20 protein-coding genes are annotated in these 19,817 nt (G+C 47.4%); 16 read left to right on the top strand and 4 right to left on the bottom strand.

Annotation, left to right across the window (positions count from 1 at the left end; all coding sequences use genetic code 11):
- Window positions 1-179: 179 nt before the first annotated feature.
- Complete coding sequence (gene thrS, locus GVY42_RS05205) at window positions 180-2,123, top strand: threonine--tRNA ligase (protein WP_159562525.1); 1,944 nt, start codon at window positions 180-182, stop codon at window positions 2,121-2,123.
- A 103-nt stretch (window positions 2,124-2,226) separates the two neighbouring features.
- Window positions 2,227-3,099, top strand: coding sequence for a DUF1002 domain-containing protein (locus GVY42_RS05200; RefSeq protein ID WP_084543060.1), 873 nt, complete (start codon window positions 2,227-2,229; stop codon window positions 3,097-3,099).
- A gap of 30 nt (window positions 3,100-3,129) precedes the next feature.
- On the opposite strand, the gene GVY42_RS05195 is transcribed toward GVY42_RS05200, so the two are convergent.
- Window positions 3,130-3,339, bottom strand: a complete 210-nt coding sequence (locus tag GVY42_RS05195; RefSeq protein WP_012726699.1) for a hypothetical protein — start codon at window positions 3,337-3,339, stop codon at window positions 3,130-3,132.
- 341 nt (window positions 3,340-3,680) lie between these two features.
- Here GVY42_RS05195 and infC point away from each other — a divergent pair, with 341 nt between their 5' ends.
- The 9 genes from infC to pheT all read left to right on the top strand — a co-directional run bounded on the left by infC (window position 3,681) and on the right by pheT (window position 11,232).
- A complete protein-coding gene (gene infC, locus GVY42_RS05190; RefSeq protein WP_012726698.1) occupies window positions 3,681-4,211 on the top strand; it encodes a translation initiation factor IF-3 in 531 nt (176 codons plus the stop codon).
- 30 nt (window positions 4,212-4,241) lie between these two features.
- A complete protein-coding gene (gene rpmI / locus GVY42_RS05185) occupies window positions 4,242-4,436 on the top strand; it encodes a 50S ribosomal protein L35 (protein WP_012726697.1) in 195 nt (64 codons plus the stop codon).
- Window positions 4,437-4,464: 28 nt separating this feature from the next.
- Window positions 4,465-4,824 carry a 50S ribosomal protein L20 gene (gene rplT, locus GVY42_RS05180; protein WP_012726696.1) on the top strand — a complete coding sequence of 120 codons (360 nt, stop codon included), beginning with the start codon at window positions 4,465-4,467 and terminating at the stop codon, window positions 4,822-4,824.
- An 86-nt stretch (window positions 4,825-4,910) separates the two neighbouring features.
- Window positions 4,911-5,165: a hypothetical protein gene (locus GVY42_RS05175; protein ID WP_074036543.1), complete on the top strand. Its 255-nt coding sequence runs from the start codon at window positions 4,911-4,913 to the stop codon at window positions 5,163-5,165.
- 24 nt (window positions 5,166-5,189) lie between these two features.
- Window positions 5,190-5,672 (top strand): dUTP diphosphatase, encoded by a 483-nt coding sequence (locus tag GVY42_RS05170; protein WP_159562524.1) that lies wholly within the window; start codon window positions 5,190-5,192, stop codon window positions 5,670-5,672.
- Window positions 5,673-5,691: 19 nt separating this feature from the next.
- Window positions 5,692-6,771, top strand: coding sequence for a M42 family metallopeptidase (locus tag GVY42_RS05165; RefSeq protein ID WP_159562523.1), 1,080 nt, complete (start codon window positions 5,692-5,694; stop codon window positions 6,769-6,771).
- A 1-nt stretch (window position 6,772) separates the two neighbouring features.
- A complete protein-coding gene (locus tag GVY42_RS05160) occupies window positions 6,773-7,519 on the top strand; it encodes an RNA methyltransferase (RefSeq protein ID WP_159562522.1) in 747 nt (248 codons plus the stop codon).
- Between the two features lie 302 nt (window positions 7,520-7,821).
- Entirely contained in the window at window positions 7,822-8,844 is a 1,023-nt protein-coding gene (gene pheS / locus GVY42_RS05155) for a phenylalanine--tRNA ligase subunit alpha (protein WP_159562521.1), read from the top strand.
- A 12-nt stretch (window positions 8,845-8,856) separates the two neighbouring features.
- Window positions 8,857-11,232, top strand: a complete 2,376-nt coding sequence (gene pheT, locus GVY42_RS05150; protein WP_159562520.1) for a phenylalanine--tRNA ligase subunit beta — start codon at window positions 8,857-8,859, stop codon at window positions 11,230-11,232.
- A 41-nt stretch (window positions 11,233-11,273) separates the two neighbouring features.
- On the opposite strand, the gene GVY42_RS05145 is transcribed toward pheT, so the two are convergent.
- The 3 genes from GVY42_RS05145 to rnhC form a co-directional block, all read right to left on the bottom strand.
- Window positions 11,274-12,296 carry a PTS transporter subunit IIC gene (locus tag GVY42_RS05145; protein ID WP_074036553.1) on the bottom strand — a complete coding sequence of 341 codons (1,023 nt, stop codon included), beginning with the start codon at window positions 12,294-12,296 and terminating at the stop codon, window positions 11,274-11,276.
- A gap of 301 nt (window positions 12,297-12,597) precedes the next feature.
- Window positions 12,598-13,410, bottom strand: a complete 813-nt coding sequence (locus tag GVY42_RS05140) for an alpha/beta fold hydrolase (RefSeq protein WP_078147177.1) — start codon at window positions 13,408-13,410, stop codon at window positions 12,598-12,600.
- Window positions 13,411-13,481: 71 nt separating this feature from the next.
- Entirely contained in the window at window positions 13,482-14,396 is a 915-nt protein-coding gene (gene rnhC, locus GVY42_RS05135) for a ribonuclease HIII (protein ID WP_305775285.1), read from the bottom strand.
- Window positions 14,397-14,515: 119 nt separating this feature from the next.
- Here rnhC and GVY42_RS05130 point away from each other — a divergent pair, with 119 nt between their 5' ends.
- From GVY42_RS05130 to GVY42_RS05110, 5 genes are all read left to right on the top strand, one after another.
- The gene (locus tag GVY42_RS05130; protein WP_159562518.1) at window positions 14,516-14,914 is read left to right on the top strand and encodes a hypothetical protein; all 399 of its coding nucleotides are present in this window, start codon (window positions 14,516-14,518) and stop codon (window positions 14,912-14,914) included.
- Entirely contained in the window at window positions 14,914-15,435 is a 522-nt protein-coding gene (locus tag GVY42_RS05125) for an NfeD family protein (protein ID WP_159562517.1), read from the top strand. Before GVY42_RS05130 ends, GVY42_RS05125 begins: the two co-directional genes overlap by 1 nt.
- Window positions 15,436-15,438: 3 nt before the next feature.
- A complete protein-coding gene (locus GVY42_RS05120) occupies window positions 15,439-16,959 on the top strand; it encodes a flotillin family protein (protein ID WP_074036561.1) in 1,521 nt (506 codons plus the stop codon).
- 131 nt (window positions 16,960-17,090) lie between these two features.
- A complete protein-coding gene (locus GVY42_RS05115) occupies window positions 17,091-18,062 on the top strand; it encodes a BMP family protein (protein WP_159562516.1) in 972 nt (323 codons plus the stop codon).
- Entirely contained in the window at window positions 18,059-19,702 is a 1,644-nt protein-coding gene (locus GVY42_RS05110) for a methyl-accepting chemotaxis protein (protein ID WP_159562515.1), read from the top strand. The genes GVY42_RS05115 and GVY42_RS05110 overlap by 4 nt, the downstream gene beginning before the upstream one ends.
- Window positions 19,703-19,817 lie beyond the last annotated feature (115 nt).

Raw genomic sequence — 19,817 nt, 5'->3', positions numbered from 1 at the left:
CGACGATGCATTTACTCCCTCAGAGCACCGTACGGGTCAATCGTGCGGCGATTCACACTCGTTATCGTGTGTTCGAGCCAAGCAGATTGCTTGGGAACGAGGGTGGTACCACGAGAATCAAAGCTCGTCCCTTTTTGAGGGATGGGCTTTTTTTATATTCATTTTTTGAGAGGGGACAGATGTACATGATTCAATTAACATTTCCAGATGGCGCGGTAAAAGAATTTGATGCAGGCGTCACAGCAGAAGACGTCGCGGGCTCGATCAGTCCGGGACTTCGTAAAAAGGCAATCGCAGCAAAACTAGACGGAGAACTCATCGACTATCGTCGTCCAATCGAACATGACGGCAAAATCGAACTCGTGATGCCGGACTCGGAAGATGGTCTTGATTTGATGCGTCACTCGTCAGCGCACTTGATGGCTCAAGCGATCAAACGGTTATACGGAGAAGACAACAACATCTATCTCGGAATTGGACCGACGATTGAGAACGGGTTCTATTACGATATCGAGATGGATCGTCGCATCAATGAGGAAGACCTTCCTGAAATCGAAAAGATGATGAAACGCATCGTCGACGAAAACTTAGAAATCACACGTGAAGTCGTTTCCCGTGACGATGCGCTCGCTCGTTATAAAGAATTGGGAGATCCGCTCAAGATTGAGTTGATTGAGGACATTCCTGCTGATCAAACCCTTACAATCTATCATCAAGGTGAGTTCTTTGACCTTTGCCGTGGACCTCACGTCCCGTCAACATCGAAGTTGAAAATCTTCAAATTGATGAGCGTGGCTGGTGCCTACTGGCGCGGGGACTCAGACAATAAGATGCTACAGCGTATTTACGGGACAGCGTGGGCGACGAAAGAACAACTCGCTGAACACTTGCGTCTTCTTGAAGAGGCGAAAGAACGCGACCATCGTAAACTCGGGAAAGAACTCGACCTCTTCTTCGTTTCACAAGAAGTCGGTCAAGGGCTTCCGATGTGGCTTCCGAAAGGGGCTTCGATTCGTCGTACGGTCGAGCGCTACATCGTTGATAAAGAACTCGAACTCGGATATCAACATGTCTACACACCGGTTCTCGGTTCGGTCGACTTGTATAAGACATCTGGTCATTGGGATCACTATCAAGAAGACATGTTCCCGAAAATGGAGATGGACAACGAAGAACTCGTCCTTCGTCCGATGAACTGCCCGCACCACATGACAATCTACAAACATGAGCCACGTTCGTACCGCGAACTTCCACTTCGAATCGCTGAGCTTGGTGGGATGCACCGTTACGAGATGTCAGGGGCGCTCACAGGTCTACAACGTGTTCGTTATATGGTATTGAATGATGGACATACGTTCGTTACACCTGAACAGATGAAGCAAGAATTCAAAGACATCGTTCATTTGATTCAAGAAGTATACGCTGACTTTGGCATAAAAGATTATCGTTTCCGTCTCTCGTATCGCGATCCTGCTGATAAAGAGAAGTATTTCGATAACGATGCCATTTGGGAAATGGCACAAAGTCAGTTGAAGGAAACGATGGACGAGCTCGAACTTCCGTACTTTGAAGCAGAAGGCGAAGCGGCATTTTACGGACCGAAACTTGACGTACAAGTACGGACGGCACTTGGGAAAGAAGAGACGCTCTCGACTGTCCAACTTGATTTCTTGCTTCCGGAACGTTTCGATTTGACATACACTGGGCCAGACGGTAAGGACCATCGTCCAATCGTCTTGCACCGTGGTGTCGTCTCGACGATGGAACGTTTTGTCGCTTACTTGATTGAAGAGTATAAAGGCGCATTCCCGACATGGCTCGCACCGGTTCAAGTCAAGTTAATCCCGGTCTCGCATGTTCACGACGAATACGTCGCGGAAGTGAAAGCGGAACTCGTTAAGCGCGGTGTCCGCGTCGAAACAGACCTTCGTGACGAGAAACTCGGCTATAAGATTCGTGAAGCGCAGATGAAGAAGATTCCAATGACGCTCGTACTTGGAGATAAAGAACGTGATGAGCGTGCGGTCAACATTCGCCGTTACGGTCAGCAGGAACAAGTTTCTGCGTCACTTGATGAATTCATCGCATCGCTCACAGAAGAGATCGCGAACCGTTCACGTTAAGTGAGGGACCACCTTTCCAACCAGAAAGGTGGTTTTTTTCGGTCTATAGACGGATGTGTATTTGGTCATCTACACGTATCGTAAACATAAGGAGTGATACTTAATGAATTATATGAAGCCAGTATTGGCACTTACTATTGGAGCGGTTGCGTTCACAGGAGCGCTTCCAAAAGTCGGAGCGGAGGCAATTGTCAATGATACGATTGTGACCCTCGGTGAATCATTATCTTCAGAGCAACAAAAATGGGTACTCGAACGAATGGACGCCCCGGAAGGAATCGAACCGATCATTGCGACGGCAGCGGACGAAGAAAAATATTTAGGTGACTCTGTTCCGCAGGCGCAGCGTGGGGGTGGCATGTACTCATCTGCCCGAATCAAATTGACGAACGGGACTGGTCTCGATATTCAAACGGAGAACGTGACATGGGTCACGAAAGATATGTATGCGAACGCCCTCGTCACGGCCGGTGTGACGGATGCGGACATCTATATCACGTCACCGATTAACGTGACGGGTACCTCGGCTTTGACGGGGATTATGAAGGCGTACGATCAGACGGCAGCCGAAACGGGCATCGAATTGTCGGATGAACGAAAAGAATTGGCGCAAGAAGAGCTGGCGGTCACGTCTGAAATCGGTAAGACAGTCGGACAAGAGGACGTAGCAGGTCTCATGAACGAGATTAAAGCGGAAATCGCAAATCAGATGCCAGAGACAAATATTGAGATTCGTGACATCGTCATTCAAGTATTGAATCAAAATAACGTTCAGTTGTCTGAGGGTCAACTCGATCAACTGACGACGCTATTCGAAAACATGCAGCAAGCAAATCTTGATTGGTCAGCAATCAGTAGTGGATTGAAAGATGCGGGTCAAGATGTGCAGGCATTCCTTGAACAAGAAGAAGTAAAAGGATTCTTTGCCCGATTGTTTGAGGCCATCGGTAACTTCTTCAAATCGCTTACAAACTAAGTGGTACTAAAAAAGGGCAGACGCCCTTTTTTAGTACCACCGTTTATGGATATAATTCTGAGCCGACTCATGGTCATCGACGATTTTTAAAGTAATGCGATTCATTTCTTCTAATAAGTCTGTTAATACCGCCTGTAATTTTTCGTCTTCTAGCCCATGTGCTTGCATCGTCTTACTGACAATCTGCTGGACTTGATCATGGTAGTCATGTTCTCGCGATACATCTTTTCGCCAGTTCATGTCAATCCCTCCTTTGATATTTCATTATTCCCTTTGAAAAGGTATTGCGAAACGAGAGAATGACTGGTATCATCATAAAAGTGTGAGCTACCAATTATTCATGCGCGATATCTTGACATCTTTTCCTGCTAGTGCTAAGATGACATAGTGATTAAAAACAACAAAGCAGAAGCACCCGCTTTTCACCTCGTCTGAGAGTCATCAGGCAGGTCCATCAAGTTCTTGGTTCATTCGGCATTGTCTGCCGTTTTATGACCTCAACTGATGTGTGGGTGGGAAACTGCCGACGCTTTTTTTATTGCCATGTTGTCTTGTCAATCTAAATCTCGTGCAATCGCACGATGGAGGTGCTAACCATTAGCAAAGAGCTCTTTATCAACGAAAACATTCGTGCCCGTGAAGTACGTCTCATTGGCGCAGACGGTGCACAACTCGGTGTGACATCACGTAACGATGCGTTACGTTTAGCTGAAGAAGCGGAACTAGACCTCGTCTTAGTCGCGGATAAAGCAAATCCACCGGTCGCTAAAATTATGGATTATGGGAAGTACCGTTTCGAACTCCAGAAAAAGGAGAAAGAAGCGCGTAAAAACCAAAAAGTCATCCAAATGAAAGAAGTACGTCTCAGTCCAACAATCGAGGACAACGATTTCCAAACAAAATTGCGTAATGCACGCAAGTTCCTTGAAAAAGGAAACAAAGTGAAGGCTTCGATTCGTTTCCGCGGACGTGCCATCACACACTCGGAAATCGGGAAACGTGTTTTGGACAAAATGGCAGCGGAATGTGCCGATTTGGCAACAGTTGAACAAAAGCCGAAGATGGAAGGACGCAGCATGTTCTTAGTGCTGGCTCCGAACAAAGAAGATTAATTATCGATTCTCAGTGGGGAGGAAATACTCATGCCGAAAATGAAATCGCACCGCGGTGCTTCAAAACGTTTCAAACGTACAGCATCAGGTAAACTCAAGCGTTCACACGCTTACACAAGTCACTTGTTCGCAAACAAATCGACTAAAGCGAAACGTAAGCTCCGTAAAGGCGCTATCGTATCAGCTGGAGACTTCAAACGCATTCGCAACATGATCGCGAAGTAATACAGAAACAATTTAGGAGGGAATCCATATGCCACGCGTAAAAGGCGGTTATACGACTCGTCAACGTCGTAAAAAGCAAATTAAACTTGCCAAAGGATACTTTGGTTCGAAACACATTCTATTTAAAGTAGCAAAACAACAGGTCATGAAGTCACTCATGTACGCTTACCGTGACCGTCGTCAGAAGAAACGTGATTTCCGTCGTCTTTGGATCACACGTATCAATGCGGCAGCACGTACAAACGGTCTCTCATACAGCCGTATGATGCACGGCCTTAAGCTTGCAGGAATCGACATCAACCGTAAGATGCTTGCTGAGCTTGCTGTGACAGATGCACAGGCATTCGCGTCACTCGCTGAAACAGCTAAATCAAAATTGAACGCGTAATCGTTCAATCGACAGCGCCGAGACACTCTCTCGGCGCTTTCTTTTTTCTTTAGAATTTCTTAGAATTAAGAGAAGGAGGAAAGCGTATGAATCAATCGGTTGTTGCGATCGTCGCCTTAGCGCTCATTATCTTGAACGTTTACACCTATATCCAAGCGAAACAGTATGCGCAAGGAAAAGGTGACTTTAATGTCCTATACGCCTATGCAGGAGGAGCCATCGGTGCCTTGTTTGGTCTTCATTTGACTCGGAAGAAGGCTGTTCATGCCCCAAAACTGCTTCAATTACAAGTATTGATTTTAGCAGTAGGCTGGTCTTTAATGATTTTAGTACTGCTATAAGTGGAGACAGAGGAGGAACATCCGGTGAACTGGACAACATTGTTTGATCGGCAGCGCGAATTAGACGAGCGGATCAAAGTACAACATGGATTATCCGGCAATCAATTCGATGAACGGTTACTGGCGCTGCTTGTCGAGCTCGGTGAACTGGCTAACGAAACACGTAGCTTTAAGTTTTGGTCGAAGAAAGGACCGTCGCCTCAAGATGTGATCTTAGAAGAATATGTAGACGGCATTCATTTCTTACTGTCACTTGGTCTTGCGCTTGGGTATGAACGAGATGCGTTTCCTGCGGGAAGTTCATATCTTGATGCGACTGATGCTTTTTTAGATATTTATCGAAAAGTGACGAATTTTGGTCTTTCAAAAACGGAAGCCATGTACGAGACGCTGATGGCAGCTTATCTCGAACTTGGTTATACGCTCGGTTTTAATGAGCAACTCATTTTGCTGGCATACATGAATAAAAATGAAGTAAACCATGAGCGACAAAATCAAGGATATTAATGAAAAGGAGCGGATTGGTATGAATGAATCGTTACATATGTTAAAACGTTTGACGGATGCAACAGGCGTCCCGGGCAATGAGGGAGAAGTCCGTCAATTGATGCGTGAATACCTCGAACCACACGTCGAGTCGTTTGAACAGGATGGTCTCGGAAGTCTATTTGGTCAAGTGACAGGAGATGCTGAAGGTCCACGTGTCATGATTGCGGGTCACATGGATGAAGTCGGCTTCATGGTGACACGTGTGGAAGAAGGCGGTTTCCTTCGTTTCCAAGCGCTCGGTGGCTGGTGGAACCAAGTGCTGTTGGCACAGCGAATGGATGTTGTCACACGGTCTGGTGAAAAGATTCCCGGTGTCATTGGTGCGAAACCACCTCACGTCCTACCGCTCGAGGCACGAAAAAAACCCGTTGAAATCAAAGATATGTTCTTAGATATCGGTGCCACGTCGAAAGACGAAGTGGCTGAATGGGGAATTCGTCCAGGCGATACGGTCGTGCCCCATTGTGAATTCACTGTCATGAAAAATGAGAACTTCTTGATGGCGAAGGCATGGGACAACCGAATCGGATGTGCGATTGCCATCGAAGCAGCAAAACGTCTGAAGGAAGATTCATTCCCTGGCGTCGTCTATACAGGAGCGACGGTACAGGAAGAAGTCGGATTACGTGGAGCGGTTACCGCTGCCAACTTGATTCGCCCGGATGTCGCGATTGCTGTCGATACAGGCATTCCAAGTGATACACCAGGAATGACCCAAGCAGAAGGGTTGTCAAAACTTGGTGACGGTGTGCAAGTCATCTTCTTTGATGCGACCACCGTCACGAACCCACGCCTTGTCGACCTCATCGTTGACGTCGCAAAAGAACAAGACATCAAATATCAATTGGATTTAACGCCAGGCGGTGGCACAGATGCTGGGCGATTCCACCTTTCTGGGATCGGGATGCCGGCTATCGCATTGACAGTGCCAGTCCGCTATTTACACACGAACGTGTCAATCATCCATAAAGATGATTACGAGGCAGCGGTTCAACTCGTTGTCGCATTGACAAAACGTTTAGACCATGAAACGGTCCAATGGTTGAAAGAGGGATAATATGACGAAGATTACGTCTACGAAGAGCGAGACGATTAAACGATTAAAGCGTTTGATGACGAAAAAAGGTCGTCAAGAAACGGGTCAATTCCTAGTAGAAGGAGAGCATTTGGTGGACGAGGCCATTCGTGCCGGTCGACTCGTCCAACTCATCATGGCTGAGTCGTATTCACCGAAAGGAACGTGGCGTCTTGAGGATATGCCGGTTCTCGAGTTATCCGACCACGTTGCGGACCTTCTTTCCGAAACAGAAAAGACCCAAGGCGTGTTTGCCGTTGTCAAGATGACACCGGTTGAACGTAAGATGAAGAAAGTACTCGTACTTGACCGAGTACAAGATCCGGGTAATCTCGGTACGATGATTCGAACAGCAGATGCTGCCGGATTCGATACCGTGCTACTCGGGAAAGGAACGGTCGATCCGTTCAACGCCAAAGTCGTGCGTGCCACACAAGGATCGCTGTTTCACGTGAACGTGACCACGGTCGACTTGCTTGAAAAATTACCTGAGTTGAAAGAGGATGGCTTCCACGTATATGGGACGGCCCTCTCAAAGGCGACATCGTATGAGCAAGTTGCATTCGAAGACAAGGTGGCCCTCGTGATTGGGAATGAGGCGCAAGGGGTCCATGCTGATGTATTGGCACTCTGTGACACACGTGTGCATATTCCAGTGCTTGGTGATGCAGAATCGCTCAACGCGGCGGTCGCTGCAGGCATTTTAATGTATCGCATCGCTTTACAATAATCTTGTCAGCACGTGAAAAACGTGATAGGTTAAACACATCGATGAATAAGATATGACGTTGAAAGAACATAGTAAGCGAATGACCGATTCCGTTCAGGGAGCAATGGCCGTGACTGAGAGCCTTTGCCGGACTCGTCGCTGAATTCACTCTGGAGTCGTGTTGGAGACAACACCGGTTTGGCATCACGATAACGATGCTCTCAAGTGGGCCATGAATTGGCCAAGTAGGGTGGTACCGCGATGATTCGTCCCTTCAGTCAACGACTGAAGGGACTTTTTTATGTAGAGGAGGAAGCGAACACATGAAAGAACAATTAGAACAGTTACAAGTGGAAGCGTTAGAAGAAATCAAACAAGCATCCACACAAAAATCATTGAATGACGTCCGCATCAAATATTTAGGGAAAAAGGGACCGATGACTGAAGTACTTCGTGGCATGGGTAAATTATCTGCTGAGGAACGTCCGGTCATCGGTGAGTTGGCCAATACCGTTCGTACCGCGATTCAAAGCACACTCGATGCTCGAATCGAAGAAGTGAAGGCGATTGAATTAGAGGAAAAGTTAAAAGCGGAAACGCTTGATGTGACACTCCCGGGACGGACATCGACTCCTGGCCATAGCCATCTCTTGCAACAAATCATCGACGAGATGGAAGATTTGTTCGTTGGACTCGGATATACGATTGCTGAAGGTCCTGAAGTCGAGACCGATCTCTATAACTTCGAAATGCTGAACTTGCCGAAAGATCATCCGGCACGAGACATGCAAGACTCGTTCTATATCACGGAAGAGACGTTGCTTCGTACTCATACATCTCCTGTACAGGCTCGCACGATGTTGGAGGCGAATGGGAAGCCGATTCGCATCATCTGTCCAGGTAAAGTGTATCGTCGTGATGAAGACGATGCGACGCATTCGCATCAATTCATGCAAATCGAAGGATTGGTTGTCGATGAATCCATCTCGATGGCTGACTTAAAAGGGACACTTGAAGTGTTCGTGAAGCAGTTATTCGGTGAAACGCGCGAAATTCGTCTTCGTCCAAGCTTCTTCCCGTTCACGGAACCATCGGTCGAAGTCGACATCTCTTGCTTCAAGTGTGGCGGGAAAGGGTGTAACGTCTGTAAAGGAACAGGTTGGATCGAGATTCTCGGAGGCGGAATGGTCCATCCTCATGTATTGGAGATGGCTGGCTATGACTCATCAAAAGTGTCAGGATTCGCATTCGGAATCGGAGTGGAGCGTATGGCGATGCTCAAACACGGCGTCGATGACATCCGTCATTTCTACACAAATGACTTACGTTTCATCGAGCAATTCTAAGGAGGAAGACAGATGTTACTTTCAAAAAAATGGTTGAATCAATATATTGATGTATCCGATTTAAGCGGCGAAGCGCTCGGGGACTTGATTACGAAGAACGGAATCGAAGTCGAAAGTGTGACAAATCGTGGGGAAGGACTTTCTGGGATCGTCGTCGGACGGGTCCTTTCATGTGAGAAACATCCAGAAGCGGATAAGTTAAACGTGACGAAAGTGGATATCGGAGAGTGTGACCCTGTTCAAATCGTCTGTGGCGCACCGAACGTGCGCGAAGGGCAACATGTAATCGTGGCCAAAGTCGGCGCACGCTTACCAGGACTTAAAATCAAAAAAGCAAAACTTCGTGGTGTCGAATCACAAGGGATGATTTGTTCACTCGAAGAGCTCGGCTTTGAGAAGAAACAAATTCGGGAAGACGAGCAGGATGGGATCCATACATTCCGTGAATCGGTCCAAGTCGGTGCAGATGTGCTCGATTTGCTCGACTTGGACGATGAGGTCATCGAACTCGGTTTGACACCCAACCGTTCAGATTGCTTGAGCCTTTATGGAATCATTCATGAGGTTGCGGCCATCTTAGAACGTCCTTACACGTTGCCGACAGCAGATGTCACTTCATCATCCCCAACTGATGTATCCATCGAACTCGCAACGCAGAACTGTTCATATTACGCAGCTCGTGAAGTAAAAGGGGTAACGATTGCAGAATCGCCACAATGGCTAAAGAATATCTTGATCGCAGAAGGTGTCCGTCCAATCAACAACATTGTCGATGTGACGAACTACGTGATGCTTGAAATCGGACAACCGCTTCACGCATTCGATGCGAAGAAACTCGGCAACTCGATTGTAGTCCGTCAAGCCGAAAATGGAGAAGAAATGGTCACACTCGACGACGTGACACGCACGCTCGATACATCGATGATGGTCATTACGGACGGGAAAGCCCCGGTCGCCATCGCTGGCGTCATGGGTGGTGCCAATACAGAGGTAGATACTTCAACGACAGATATCGTTTTAGAGTCAGCGTACTTTGATCCGGCATCTGTACGCAAGACAAGCCGAACGCTCGGTCTTCGTTCAGATTCAAGCGCTCGTTTCGAAAAAGGCGTTGACCCAGAACGTGTCATGCTCGCGCTTGACCGTGCTGCGCAATTGATTGTCGAACTCGGTGGAGGAGCCATTCATGATGCGGTGCGTTCAGGTGAAGCCGAATCACGTGCCCGAGAAATCCAAGTGTCGATTGACTATATAAACAAGCGTTTAGGGATGACACTCGATCGTCAGACGATCGTTCACATCTTAGAGCGTCTCGGTCTCGCGACAGAAGGGGATGACGTGCTGACAGTACACATTCCATCGCGCCGTCCGGATTTAGAGCTTCCGGCTGACATCACAGAAGAAGTGGCACGTCTATACGGTTATGATAGTCTCCCGTCGACGTTACCTGCCTCACAATCGAAAGGGTATTTGCCAGCAATCAACGTACTGCGCAGACAGACACGTCGTTTGTTACAAGGAGTCGGCTTATCACAAGCCATTACTTACTCGTTAACGAGTGAGGCGCATGCGACACGCTTCGGTGGAAAAGACGATCAGCTCGTCCGATTGGCGATGCCGATGAGTGAAGAACGCTCTGTCCTTCGTACGTCGCTCATCCCTGGATTGTTGGAGGCAGCGCGCTACAACACGGCGCGTCAACAATCGAACGTCGCACTTTATGAAACAGGGCGCGTCTATACGGAGCACGGAGAAACGTTACCGCGTGAGAAAGAACGGGTGGCCGGCGTTGTCACAGGTCTTTGGATGGACCATCGTTCGCAAGGAACACGGGTCCCGGTCGACTATTTCGTCGCAAAAGGGATTGTCGACACGTTAGTCCAAACGCTTCGCCTTAATGTCACGTATGAGGCCGTATCGATGCCTGACATGCATCCAGGTCGCACAGCGAACATCTTGATGGCCGGAGAGGTCATCGGATATGTCGGACAAGTGCATCCAGGAACATCAAAAGACGTCTACGGTATGAAGGAAGTGTATGTATTCGAACTCGACCTATTGGCACTTCATGGAGACGAGACACTTCTTTATCAAGACGTACCACGTTATCCTTCGATTTCACGAGATTTGGCACTCGTCTTATCACGTGAGATTCCGGCTGGAACAGTGGAACAAACGATCCGTCAAGCGGCTGGTCCACTCTTGATTGACCTCGTCTTGTTTGACGTGTATACAGGAGACAACGTTGGAGCGGATGAGAAATCGATTGCCTTCTCACTCAAGTTCCAAGACCCGTCACGAACGTTACAAGATGAAGAAGTAACGGCAGCATATGAAACGATCGTTGAGGCGGTCCGTGCGACGCACGGAGCTGAACTTCGAGCGTAAAAAATAAGGAGCGTTGTCCACATGTGACAACGCTCCTTTTATTATTGAATCTCAAGTGCGAGATCGCCGAACTTGGTCCATCCGACAAGACTCGTCACACGATAAAGAGCCCATGTAATGAGTGCAGGGAGTACGACGCCGGTCATGGTGAAGATGAGAAATGCATCCAACCCTTGGACCGCTAAAATCTGAAGCGGTGCAATCAGGGAGTTGAGACCGAGACCCGCAATTTCATAAGGAACTTGGAGTGAGAACATCAAAGTAGCAATCGGTGCGGAAATCATCGCGGCAATAAACGGTGGAACGACGATTCGCGGGTTTTTGATAATATTCGGGAACTGCACTTTCGGTGTGACAAAGAAGGAAGCGACCAATCCACCTGGGTCAGTTTGACGGTATGCCATTAAGGTAAATCCAACAAATTGAGCAGAACAACCGATTAAAGCAGCGGCGCTGGCGACAGGATCGAGTTGAAGCGCGATGGCGAGTGCGGCAGATGATGCAGGCGACATGAGCATGACACTGAAGACAAGCGCGATGACAAGAGATGTAGCAATCGGTGAAGTTTCAACAGATGCGGTGATCCCTTGGCTGATTGAGTTGATAAGAGGAGTCGTGACCGCTGCCGCAGCAACCCCAACAATCCCGCCACCTAAAACGGCTGTGACCGGGACGACCATCATATCAAACTTTGTTTTGCCGAGGACACGTTTTCCGAGCCATACAGCGGCAGCCGCTGCAATCAGTGCGCTAATCGGTTGACCTGGAACGAGGACGAGTCCGCTTTCTGACGCTTTTAAAGCTGCACCGCCAATGGTTGCAGCAATCATGGCGCTAAATAGGATGAGCGTGTTGCTTCCGAGTTGAAACGCGACGCCAGCGCCTAAAGCAGGTGCCAACAATGATTTGGCGACTTGTCCAATCTGTACGAGCATCGCGATTCCGCTCAAATTACCAATCGTCTCAATCAATAAACCGACACCGAGCGTGACGAGTACGGCATTTGCCATACCTGCTGAAATTTTGACCATTCGATCCATCATATACTGCTTCACTTCCATCATCTCCTCTATATCTTTATGTCAACAAAAAAACCTATCCATCAAGGATAGGCGCGGTTTCAATCTGCAGGCGCCTGTCCGATTACCACGGGAACAAGGGCCTGAAAAGTCGTTTTTTGAAAACAAAACGATTTCAGTCCCTCAGTCGAATAATAATCAGCAGGCTGTTCATATGTACGGGATTGGACATTTCGAGCATCTCCTCTTCGTTGGATTTGCTAAAGAATACCATCTATTTTTGTAATAATCAATATTTTCTGAGAATAAACACAAAAAAATTCAGGAAGCCTAGTGGCGTCCTGAATTAGCTCATTTGTAATGAGCGTGCTTGAATCTGATCGTCGATAAAATTCATCGACAATGCATTGAATTGATCGGGTTGGTCTACATTGACCACATGACCAGAGTCTGCAACGATTTCAACATTGGCTGTCGGTTGATGTTTCGCTGTCCGCTCGACAGCTTCAAGAAACATATAATCCTCATCACCCATAATATACAAAATCGGGACGTTCGTTTGAATCGAAGTGAACTGATTCAACAAAGGATTAATATTTTCAGTCATCTTGAACCAACGGATAAACTCACGTTGACATAAGTTCGCCGCATCGCGGACGAACATCATCCGAGACTTCTTGTGACGCTTCTTCGGGAGTAAAATCCATGCGAATAATTTATATAACCACATATAGGGGACGAAGTTTTGCACGAGACTACCAAGTCGGATGAGCAACGTGGAGCGCACATTAAATTTTACAATGGCTCCGCCGAGGACGACTGATGCGATTCGATCCGGATAGTGCTCAAACATCGCCTGAATCACAATCGTCCCTAAAGAAAGACCGACCATGTGCCCTTTTTCGATACCTAAGTGATCCATGACTTCAATCACGTCTTTGGCAACGACATCAAACGTATAGGCATTCAATGGTTGTTTGAGCGACTGTTCAGCATCGTATGAACCGCCATGACCGCGTAAATCGACGAGCAGGACATTATATTTTTTACGGAAGGGACGAAGTTGGCGATACCAATGCGATAAACTTCCTCCGGCCCCATGTATAAAGATGACCCAAGGATGGTCATCACTAATCGTATAGGTTTTATAATGCAACATGAACGCTATCCTCCAAAAATTTTAAGTTCATTTAACCGTAAAATGAGTATATCATACTTGATGTCGAAGCTCTACAAACGACGTTCATTCAAGTTGATGGCTTTCTTTGTATTCGCAAAATGGACTTTAGCAATCCTTTGTAAATAATCCTGTCCATGACTTCGGATGATTTGAGCGGCGACTTGGTCGACTTTTGCTCCTGCCCCTTTCGGGAGGGTCAATCCTACTTGTTTACTTAGTTTGTCCATTTCTTTTAAGAAGAAAGCGCGAGCTAAAATGGAAGCAGCTGCGACGGCGACATGAAGACCTTCTGCCTTGGTTGAAAAGTAGACATCGTCGCGCACGATATCCCGCTCTGCCCGCAAGTGTTGATAGTATACCGACTTCTCTGCGAATTGATCGATTAGAATGGCATCGGGTTTCTGTTCGATCTTCTCAAGCAACGCTCGAAGTGCAGCATTATGGGCGATGGCGGTCATTTTACCTTGTGTCATCGTCCGTTGCATGTTGTTATATGTTGGATTATGCAGTGTTGCTTTTTGATAAGGAATCGTAGCGTGTAAATCTTTCGCAATCCGGATGATTTCAGGGTCGGATAACTGTTTTGAATCTTTCACGCCGAGTTCTTTGACGAGTGCGATTTGATCGCGTGAGACAAAAGCCGCTACGACGACGAGTGGTCCGAAGTAGTCTCCTTTTCCGACCTCGTCGCTTCCAATGACAGACCAACTTGAAAATCCTTCAGGTAAGAGGGTGTTCGGTGCGGATGCTTGTTTCTTCTCAGCAGGTAGTCCCCATTTCACTGCCTCGGTCTCAGCATCTTTTCCTTGGAACATCACTTTCCCTGATTGATAAACCGTTACGACAAATCCTGGTGTCTTGGCGCTGAATGTCGCATATGGTGGTGGCGCGACTGCATACTCATGATACATTTTCTTTAGTTTTTCTTGTGATGAGGATGATAGCTTAATGACTTGGTTGCCCAACATGAGCACTTCCTTTCTGTCTGGCAAATTCATTTTACATTTTTTTATGATTTTTTGAAACCGAAGATGAGGGTTTATCGTATATGGAGGTGAGTAGAGAAAAGTGAGGTGAGGTGGACGTGTGGTGGCGCGATGACACGCAACGAGATGAGGTAGAGGAATTATACAAGCACATTCTCGAACTCGAGGCGAGAATTGCTAAATTAGTAGCTCATCAAGTGAGAGTGCGTCGGCTACTGATGCAAGATTCTTCTGAGGGCGTGACGGATCAAGTCGTTCAAGTTCAAAAAGAAGTGGAATATTTTTTAAACAGGATGCGACTCGAACGACAAGAACTTGTCGACATATACAATCGGCGACGGATTGAACGTTCCATTGGTCGAGTTCGAGAAGTGAACGACTTATCCACTTCATCACTGTCGGAGTGGGATGAAATTGAAGATCGGCTTGCATTAGAAGTCGAACAACTTCGACGCGTACTGATGATGGAACAAAAACGTCGACAGGAGGGGTGGTAATGGAGGCAATCGATCAACTTTATTGGTGGGTGTTGATCATCGCTGGTCTTGGAACCTTTATTTACATGATGTTTTCCGATGCGTTCGATATGTTTGAAGGTTGGTTCAACCCTGCAGTCATCCTATCTTTCTTAGCACTAGGGGCAGGAATTGGGCTCATCTTAAACGCATTGGCTCACGTTTCCCCGATGATTGGGCTCGCTGTCGCATTGGTCGGGTCTCTTGCTCTGACGACGCTTCTCTATTTGTTTGTTCTCTTACCGCTCTCAAATGCGGAAGAGTCCATTGGTTTGACGGATGAGGCATTAGTTGGACGTGTCGGACGATTGACCGTGCCCATTCCTGAAGGCGGATACGGTGAAGTCTTGATTGAGACAGTGACGGGATCGCTTTTAAAGACGGCTCAAAGCTTAGACGGTACATCGATTTCGACAGATCATCGGATAGTCATCATTGAAGTAAAAGGCAATATCGCAATCGTCATGCCATATGACGAACCTACAATTCGAGAGGAGATATAACACATGAATACGGCTATTTTAGTCAGCATTATCGTCGGGGTCATCATTCTCGCACTTGTGTTTGTATTCGTACTAAAATATCGCACAGTCGGACCAGATGAGGCACTGATTGTGACAGGTAGTTATTTAGGCAAGAAAAATGTACATAGCGATACATCCGGTAACCGCGTCAAAATCATTCGTGGCGGCGGGACATTCGTCTTCCCAGTATTCCAGCAAGCAGAACCGCTCAGCTTGCTCTCAAGCAAATTAGAGGTCACGACACCTGAAGTGTATACAGAACAGGGTGTCCCGGTCATGGCGGACGGAACAGCCATCATTAAAATCGGCGGATCGATCAGTGAAATCGCGACAGCGGCTGAGCAGTTCCTCGGAAAACCGAAGATTGAACGTGAAAATGAAGCGAAAGAAGTGTTAGAAGGCCATTTGCGCTCGATTTTAGGTTCTATGACCGTTGAAGAAATCTATAAGAACCGTGACAAGTTTTCGCAAGAAGTTCAACGAGTTGCATCACAAGACTTAGCGAAGATGGGGCTAGTCATCGTATCATTCACCATCAAAGACGTTCGAGATAAGAACGGATACTTGGAATCGCTAGGGAAACCGCGTATCGCCCAAGTGAAGCGTGATGCTGATATCGCGACAGCAGAAGCGGATAAAGAGACGCGCATCAAACAGGCGGAAGCAATGAAAGATGCGAAGAAGGCCGAGCTTGAGCGTGCGTCTGAAATCGCGGAAGCTGAGAAAGAGAACCAACTTCGGATTGCGGCTTATCGCCGTGAGCAAGATGTTGCCAAAGCGCGGGCCGACCAAGCGTATGAGCTTGAGGAAGCGCGTGCGAAACAAGAAGTCACTGAACAACAGATGCAAGTTCAAATCATCGAGCGTCAAAAGCAAATCGAGCTCGAAGAGAAAGAAATCATGCGTCGTGAGAAACAATATGATTCAGAAGTGAAGAAAAAAGCCGATGCGGATCGATACTCGATTGAACAGTCTGCCGCTGCGGATAAGGCACGTCAAATCGCAAGTGCGGATGCAGAGAAGTATCGTATTGAAGCACAGGCGAAAGCCGATGCGGAACGCGTACGTTTGGCAGGTCTTGCAGAAGCGGATTCTGAACGTGCGAAAGGTGAGGCAGAAGCTGAAATTATCCGCTTGACCGGTCTTGCCGAAGCGGAAGCGAAAGAGAAGATTGCCGAAGCCTTCGCGCAATACGGGCAGGCTGCGATTCTCGATATGGTCGTCAAGATGCTTCCTGATTATGCGAAAGAAATTGCATCGCCACTTGGAAACATCGATCAGATTACGGTCGTCGACACGGGGAGCGGTCAAAACGGCGGTGCCGGGAAAGTGACAGGTTACGCAACCGACCTCATGGCGTCGCTTCAACAAACATTAAAAGCTTCTTCGGGCATTGATATGAAAGACTTGCTCGAGAACTTTGCGGGGAAAGGGAACGTTGCAACAGCTCCTACACCGGAGCGAGAATTAGCTGATACGACGGTCGCTGCTTCAAAAGAATAAGTGTACGAAGCCATGGACGATGTCTATGGCTTTTTTTATTGCCACAACTTTTAAAAAAAATAATGTAGAATAGCCCTTTCTCGGTCGATATAAGTGTTGTCAGACCATTAGAGAGAGGGAGTATTGAATATATGAAGAAAAGTATAATGCTCAGTACAATCACGGCTTGCACCCTTTGGTTGTCCGGTTGTCAGTCAGTTATCGACAATCCAAGTGCCACTGTCGAAGAACGACAGACGATGGGAGTTGTTTTATCTGACGTTGGTCTCGGGGACCAATCGTTCAGTGACGCAGCTATGCGTGGGATGGGTGAGCTACGTGAAACGGGCGATTGGTTCGTTGATTATCGTGAACTATCCGAAACGGAGACATACAAAGTTGGTTTTGAAGAATTGGTAAAAGAGGGACATGACGTAATTGTCGGTCTCGGTTTTGCGTGTCAAGAAGACTTAGAGGCTGTAGCGGCTGAACATCCGGAACAGCAATTCGCTTTGATCGATGGCGTGTCCGAACTTCCAAACGTCTTGAATATCACGTTCGAAGAGGGAGAGGGAAGTACGCTCGCCGGCGCCGTGGCTGGTCTTGAGACAGAGTCCGATACGATTGGATTTATCGGTGGGATGGATATGGAACTCATTCAAAAATTTGAAGCAGGATTTGAACGTGGCGCTAAAGCGGTGAACGAAGATGTCGAGATGCTCGTTGATTTCTCGAATGATTTTGCTTCACCAGAGCTCGGTCGCGAACTCGCTGAGAAACAAATTAAAGCGGGAGCAGATGTTCTGTATGCTGCAGCTGGACTTACAGGAGTCGGTGTACTCGAGACGGCTGAAAAATACGGCGTCAAGGCAATCGGGGTCGATAGTGATCAATCGATGATTGCACCGGATGCGGTTGTGACGTCGATGTTGAAACAAGTCGATTTGGCGATTGTGGAAATCGCGGGTCGTGTGACCGAAAAACCGTTTAATGAACATGTCATTCTTGGAATTGAGGAAGGCGGCGTAGGCTTGGCCCCACTTCGTCGCATTCAATGGGATGAAAAAGAAACATCTGAGTATGAATCGGTAGAACGCCAGTTGAAGGAGGGAACACTTAAATGAGTTTACGTAAACGTTTTATCTTCTCAACTGTGTTCACTGTCATCTTAGTCGTACTGATGATGAGTTACGTCTTGTCTACTTTGAATCGCTTGCAAACGTATAACGAGAAATATGGGAGTCAAATGATTGAATTGTCTCAACTTGAAACGTCACTCTTACAAGAGCAGTCACTCTGGACGTCACTTGGCGAACAGTCGAACCAATCTACATTGACTCAACTAGAGCGCATCCGTGTGACGAACGCGGAAACATTTGATGATTTAAAACAGTCTTATTTGATTCCGGCATTTTCAAATCATTTAGACCGTGCCACGATGAAGTACGAACAGGTGAACGAAGATGTCGAGTCGGCACTTGAGGGCGGTATCGGAGCTCGGATCCAGGCAGCGAAACTAGAAGGTTTGTTAAACGATATCAATACATTGATTGCAAAGAACGGTTCATTCTATGAGGCGCTTCAAGTAGAGGCGGCAAATGAGACGGAACGTCTCTTGTTGATTTCGGTCCTTTTGACGATTCTTGTCATTCTTGCGCTCGGAATCTATAACTTCTTCTTTGCCCGTTCGATCACCCGACCACTCGAGCGAAATGTCAAAGTGGCAGAAGCGATTGCGGCCGGACGTCTCGTCACGCTCCCTGAGTCGACGCGGAATGATGAAATCGGGCGTCTTGAACGTGCCATGCGTGATATGACGGCATCACTTCAGACGGTGATTGGTTCGATTCGAGTCACATCAATGAAAGTGAACGGTATGACCGAAACGGCAGCGGCCGAAAATGAAGCGGTCGTGAGTACGACTTCTAACATTACGAACGCAGTTGATGAAATGGCACACGGAGCACAGTCAATTGCAAACGAACTGCAAGAAACGCTCAGCTCTGTGCATACGATGGCAACTTCATTTGAGACGAGCTTGAACCAGACGAAACAGACGACGGAAGAAACGTCAGAAATGACACGTGAAGTGGCGGCTGGAATTGAAACATTAACCGACCAAGAGCATATTTTAGATCGTTCAAGCGAACGGAATGAAGTGCTTGTTTCGCGCATGGACCACTTTGCAAGACAAACTGCTGAGATTGAGGCGATGGCGAAGCTTGTCGAAGATGTCGCGGCTCAGACGAATTTACTTGCTCTCAATGCAGCAATCGAGGCAGCCCGTGCGGGAGAAGCGGGACGAGGATTTGCTGTCGTTGCAAGTGAAGTGAAGAAGTTGGCGGAAGAAAGCAACAAGGCGACTCGATCCATTTTCCACGTCGTCGAGACGATCCAGCAAGAAGTCGTACGTTTGACGGAAACGGTGAACGAGTCAAAACGTGAACAAGAGGCTCAGCTGGAAGCGTTCGGATTAACGAAAGAAGCGTTCAACCGAATCCATGAACGGACAGACCACGTCGCCTCGTTCGTGCGTACGATTGAACAAGAGATGCGCACATCGAGTAACGAGGTAAACAACGTCTTACGTCGGGTCGAAGAAGTATCTGGCGTGACAGAAGAGTTAGCCGCAGGAAACGAAGAAGTGGCAGCCTCGATGAAAGAACAGCAAGCGAGCTTTGATCAAATCTTTACGTTAATGCAAGAGTTAGAAGGACAGGCAGCGGCGCTCGCTGACCAGGTTCAGCATTTCGAAGAAGAATAATCGAACAGTGAACAGTAGGAACGGAGGCCACGTGGTGGTCTCCGTTTTTTCCGTCATTCTATAACCCATGCATTAAAATTGTGTGATTGAATACCGTTGCATGTATGAGTGTGAT

It is taken from the genome of Exiguobacterium sp. 8A, assembly GCF_902506275.1.
GTDB lineage: Bacteria > Bacillota > Bacilli > Exiguobacteriales > Exiguobacteriaceae > Exiguobacterium > Exiguobacterium profundum.
Note: the sequence above shows the minus strand (reverse complement) of the source record. Positions and strands in the feature narration are given on the sequence as shown.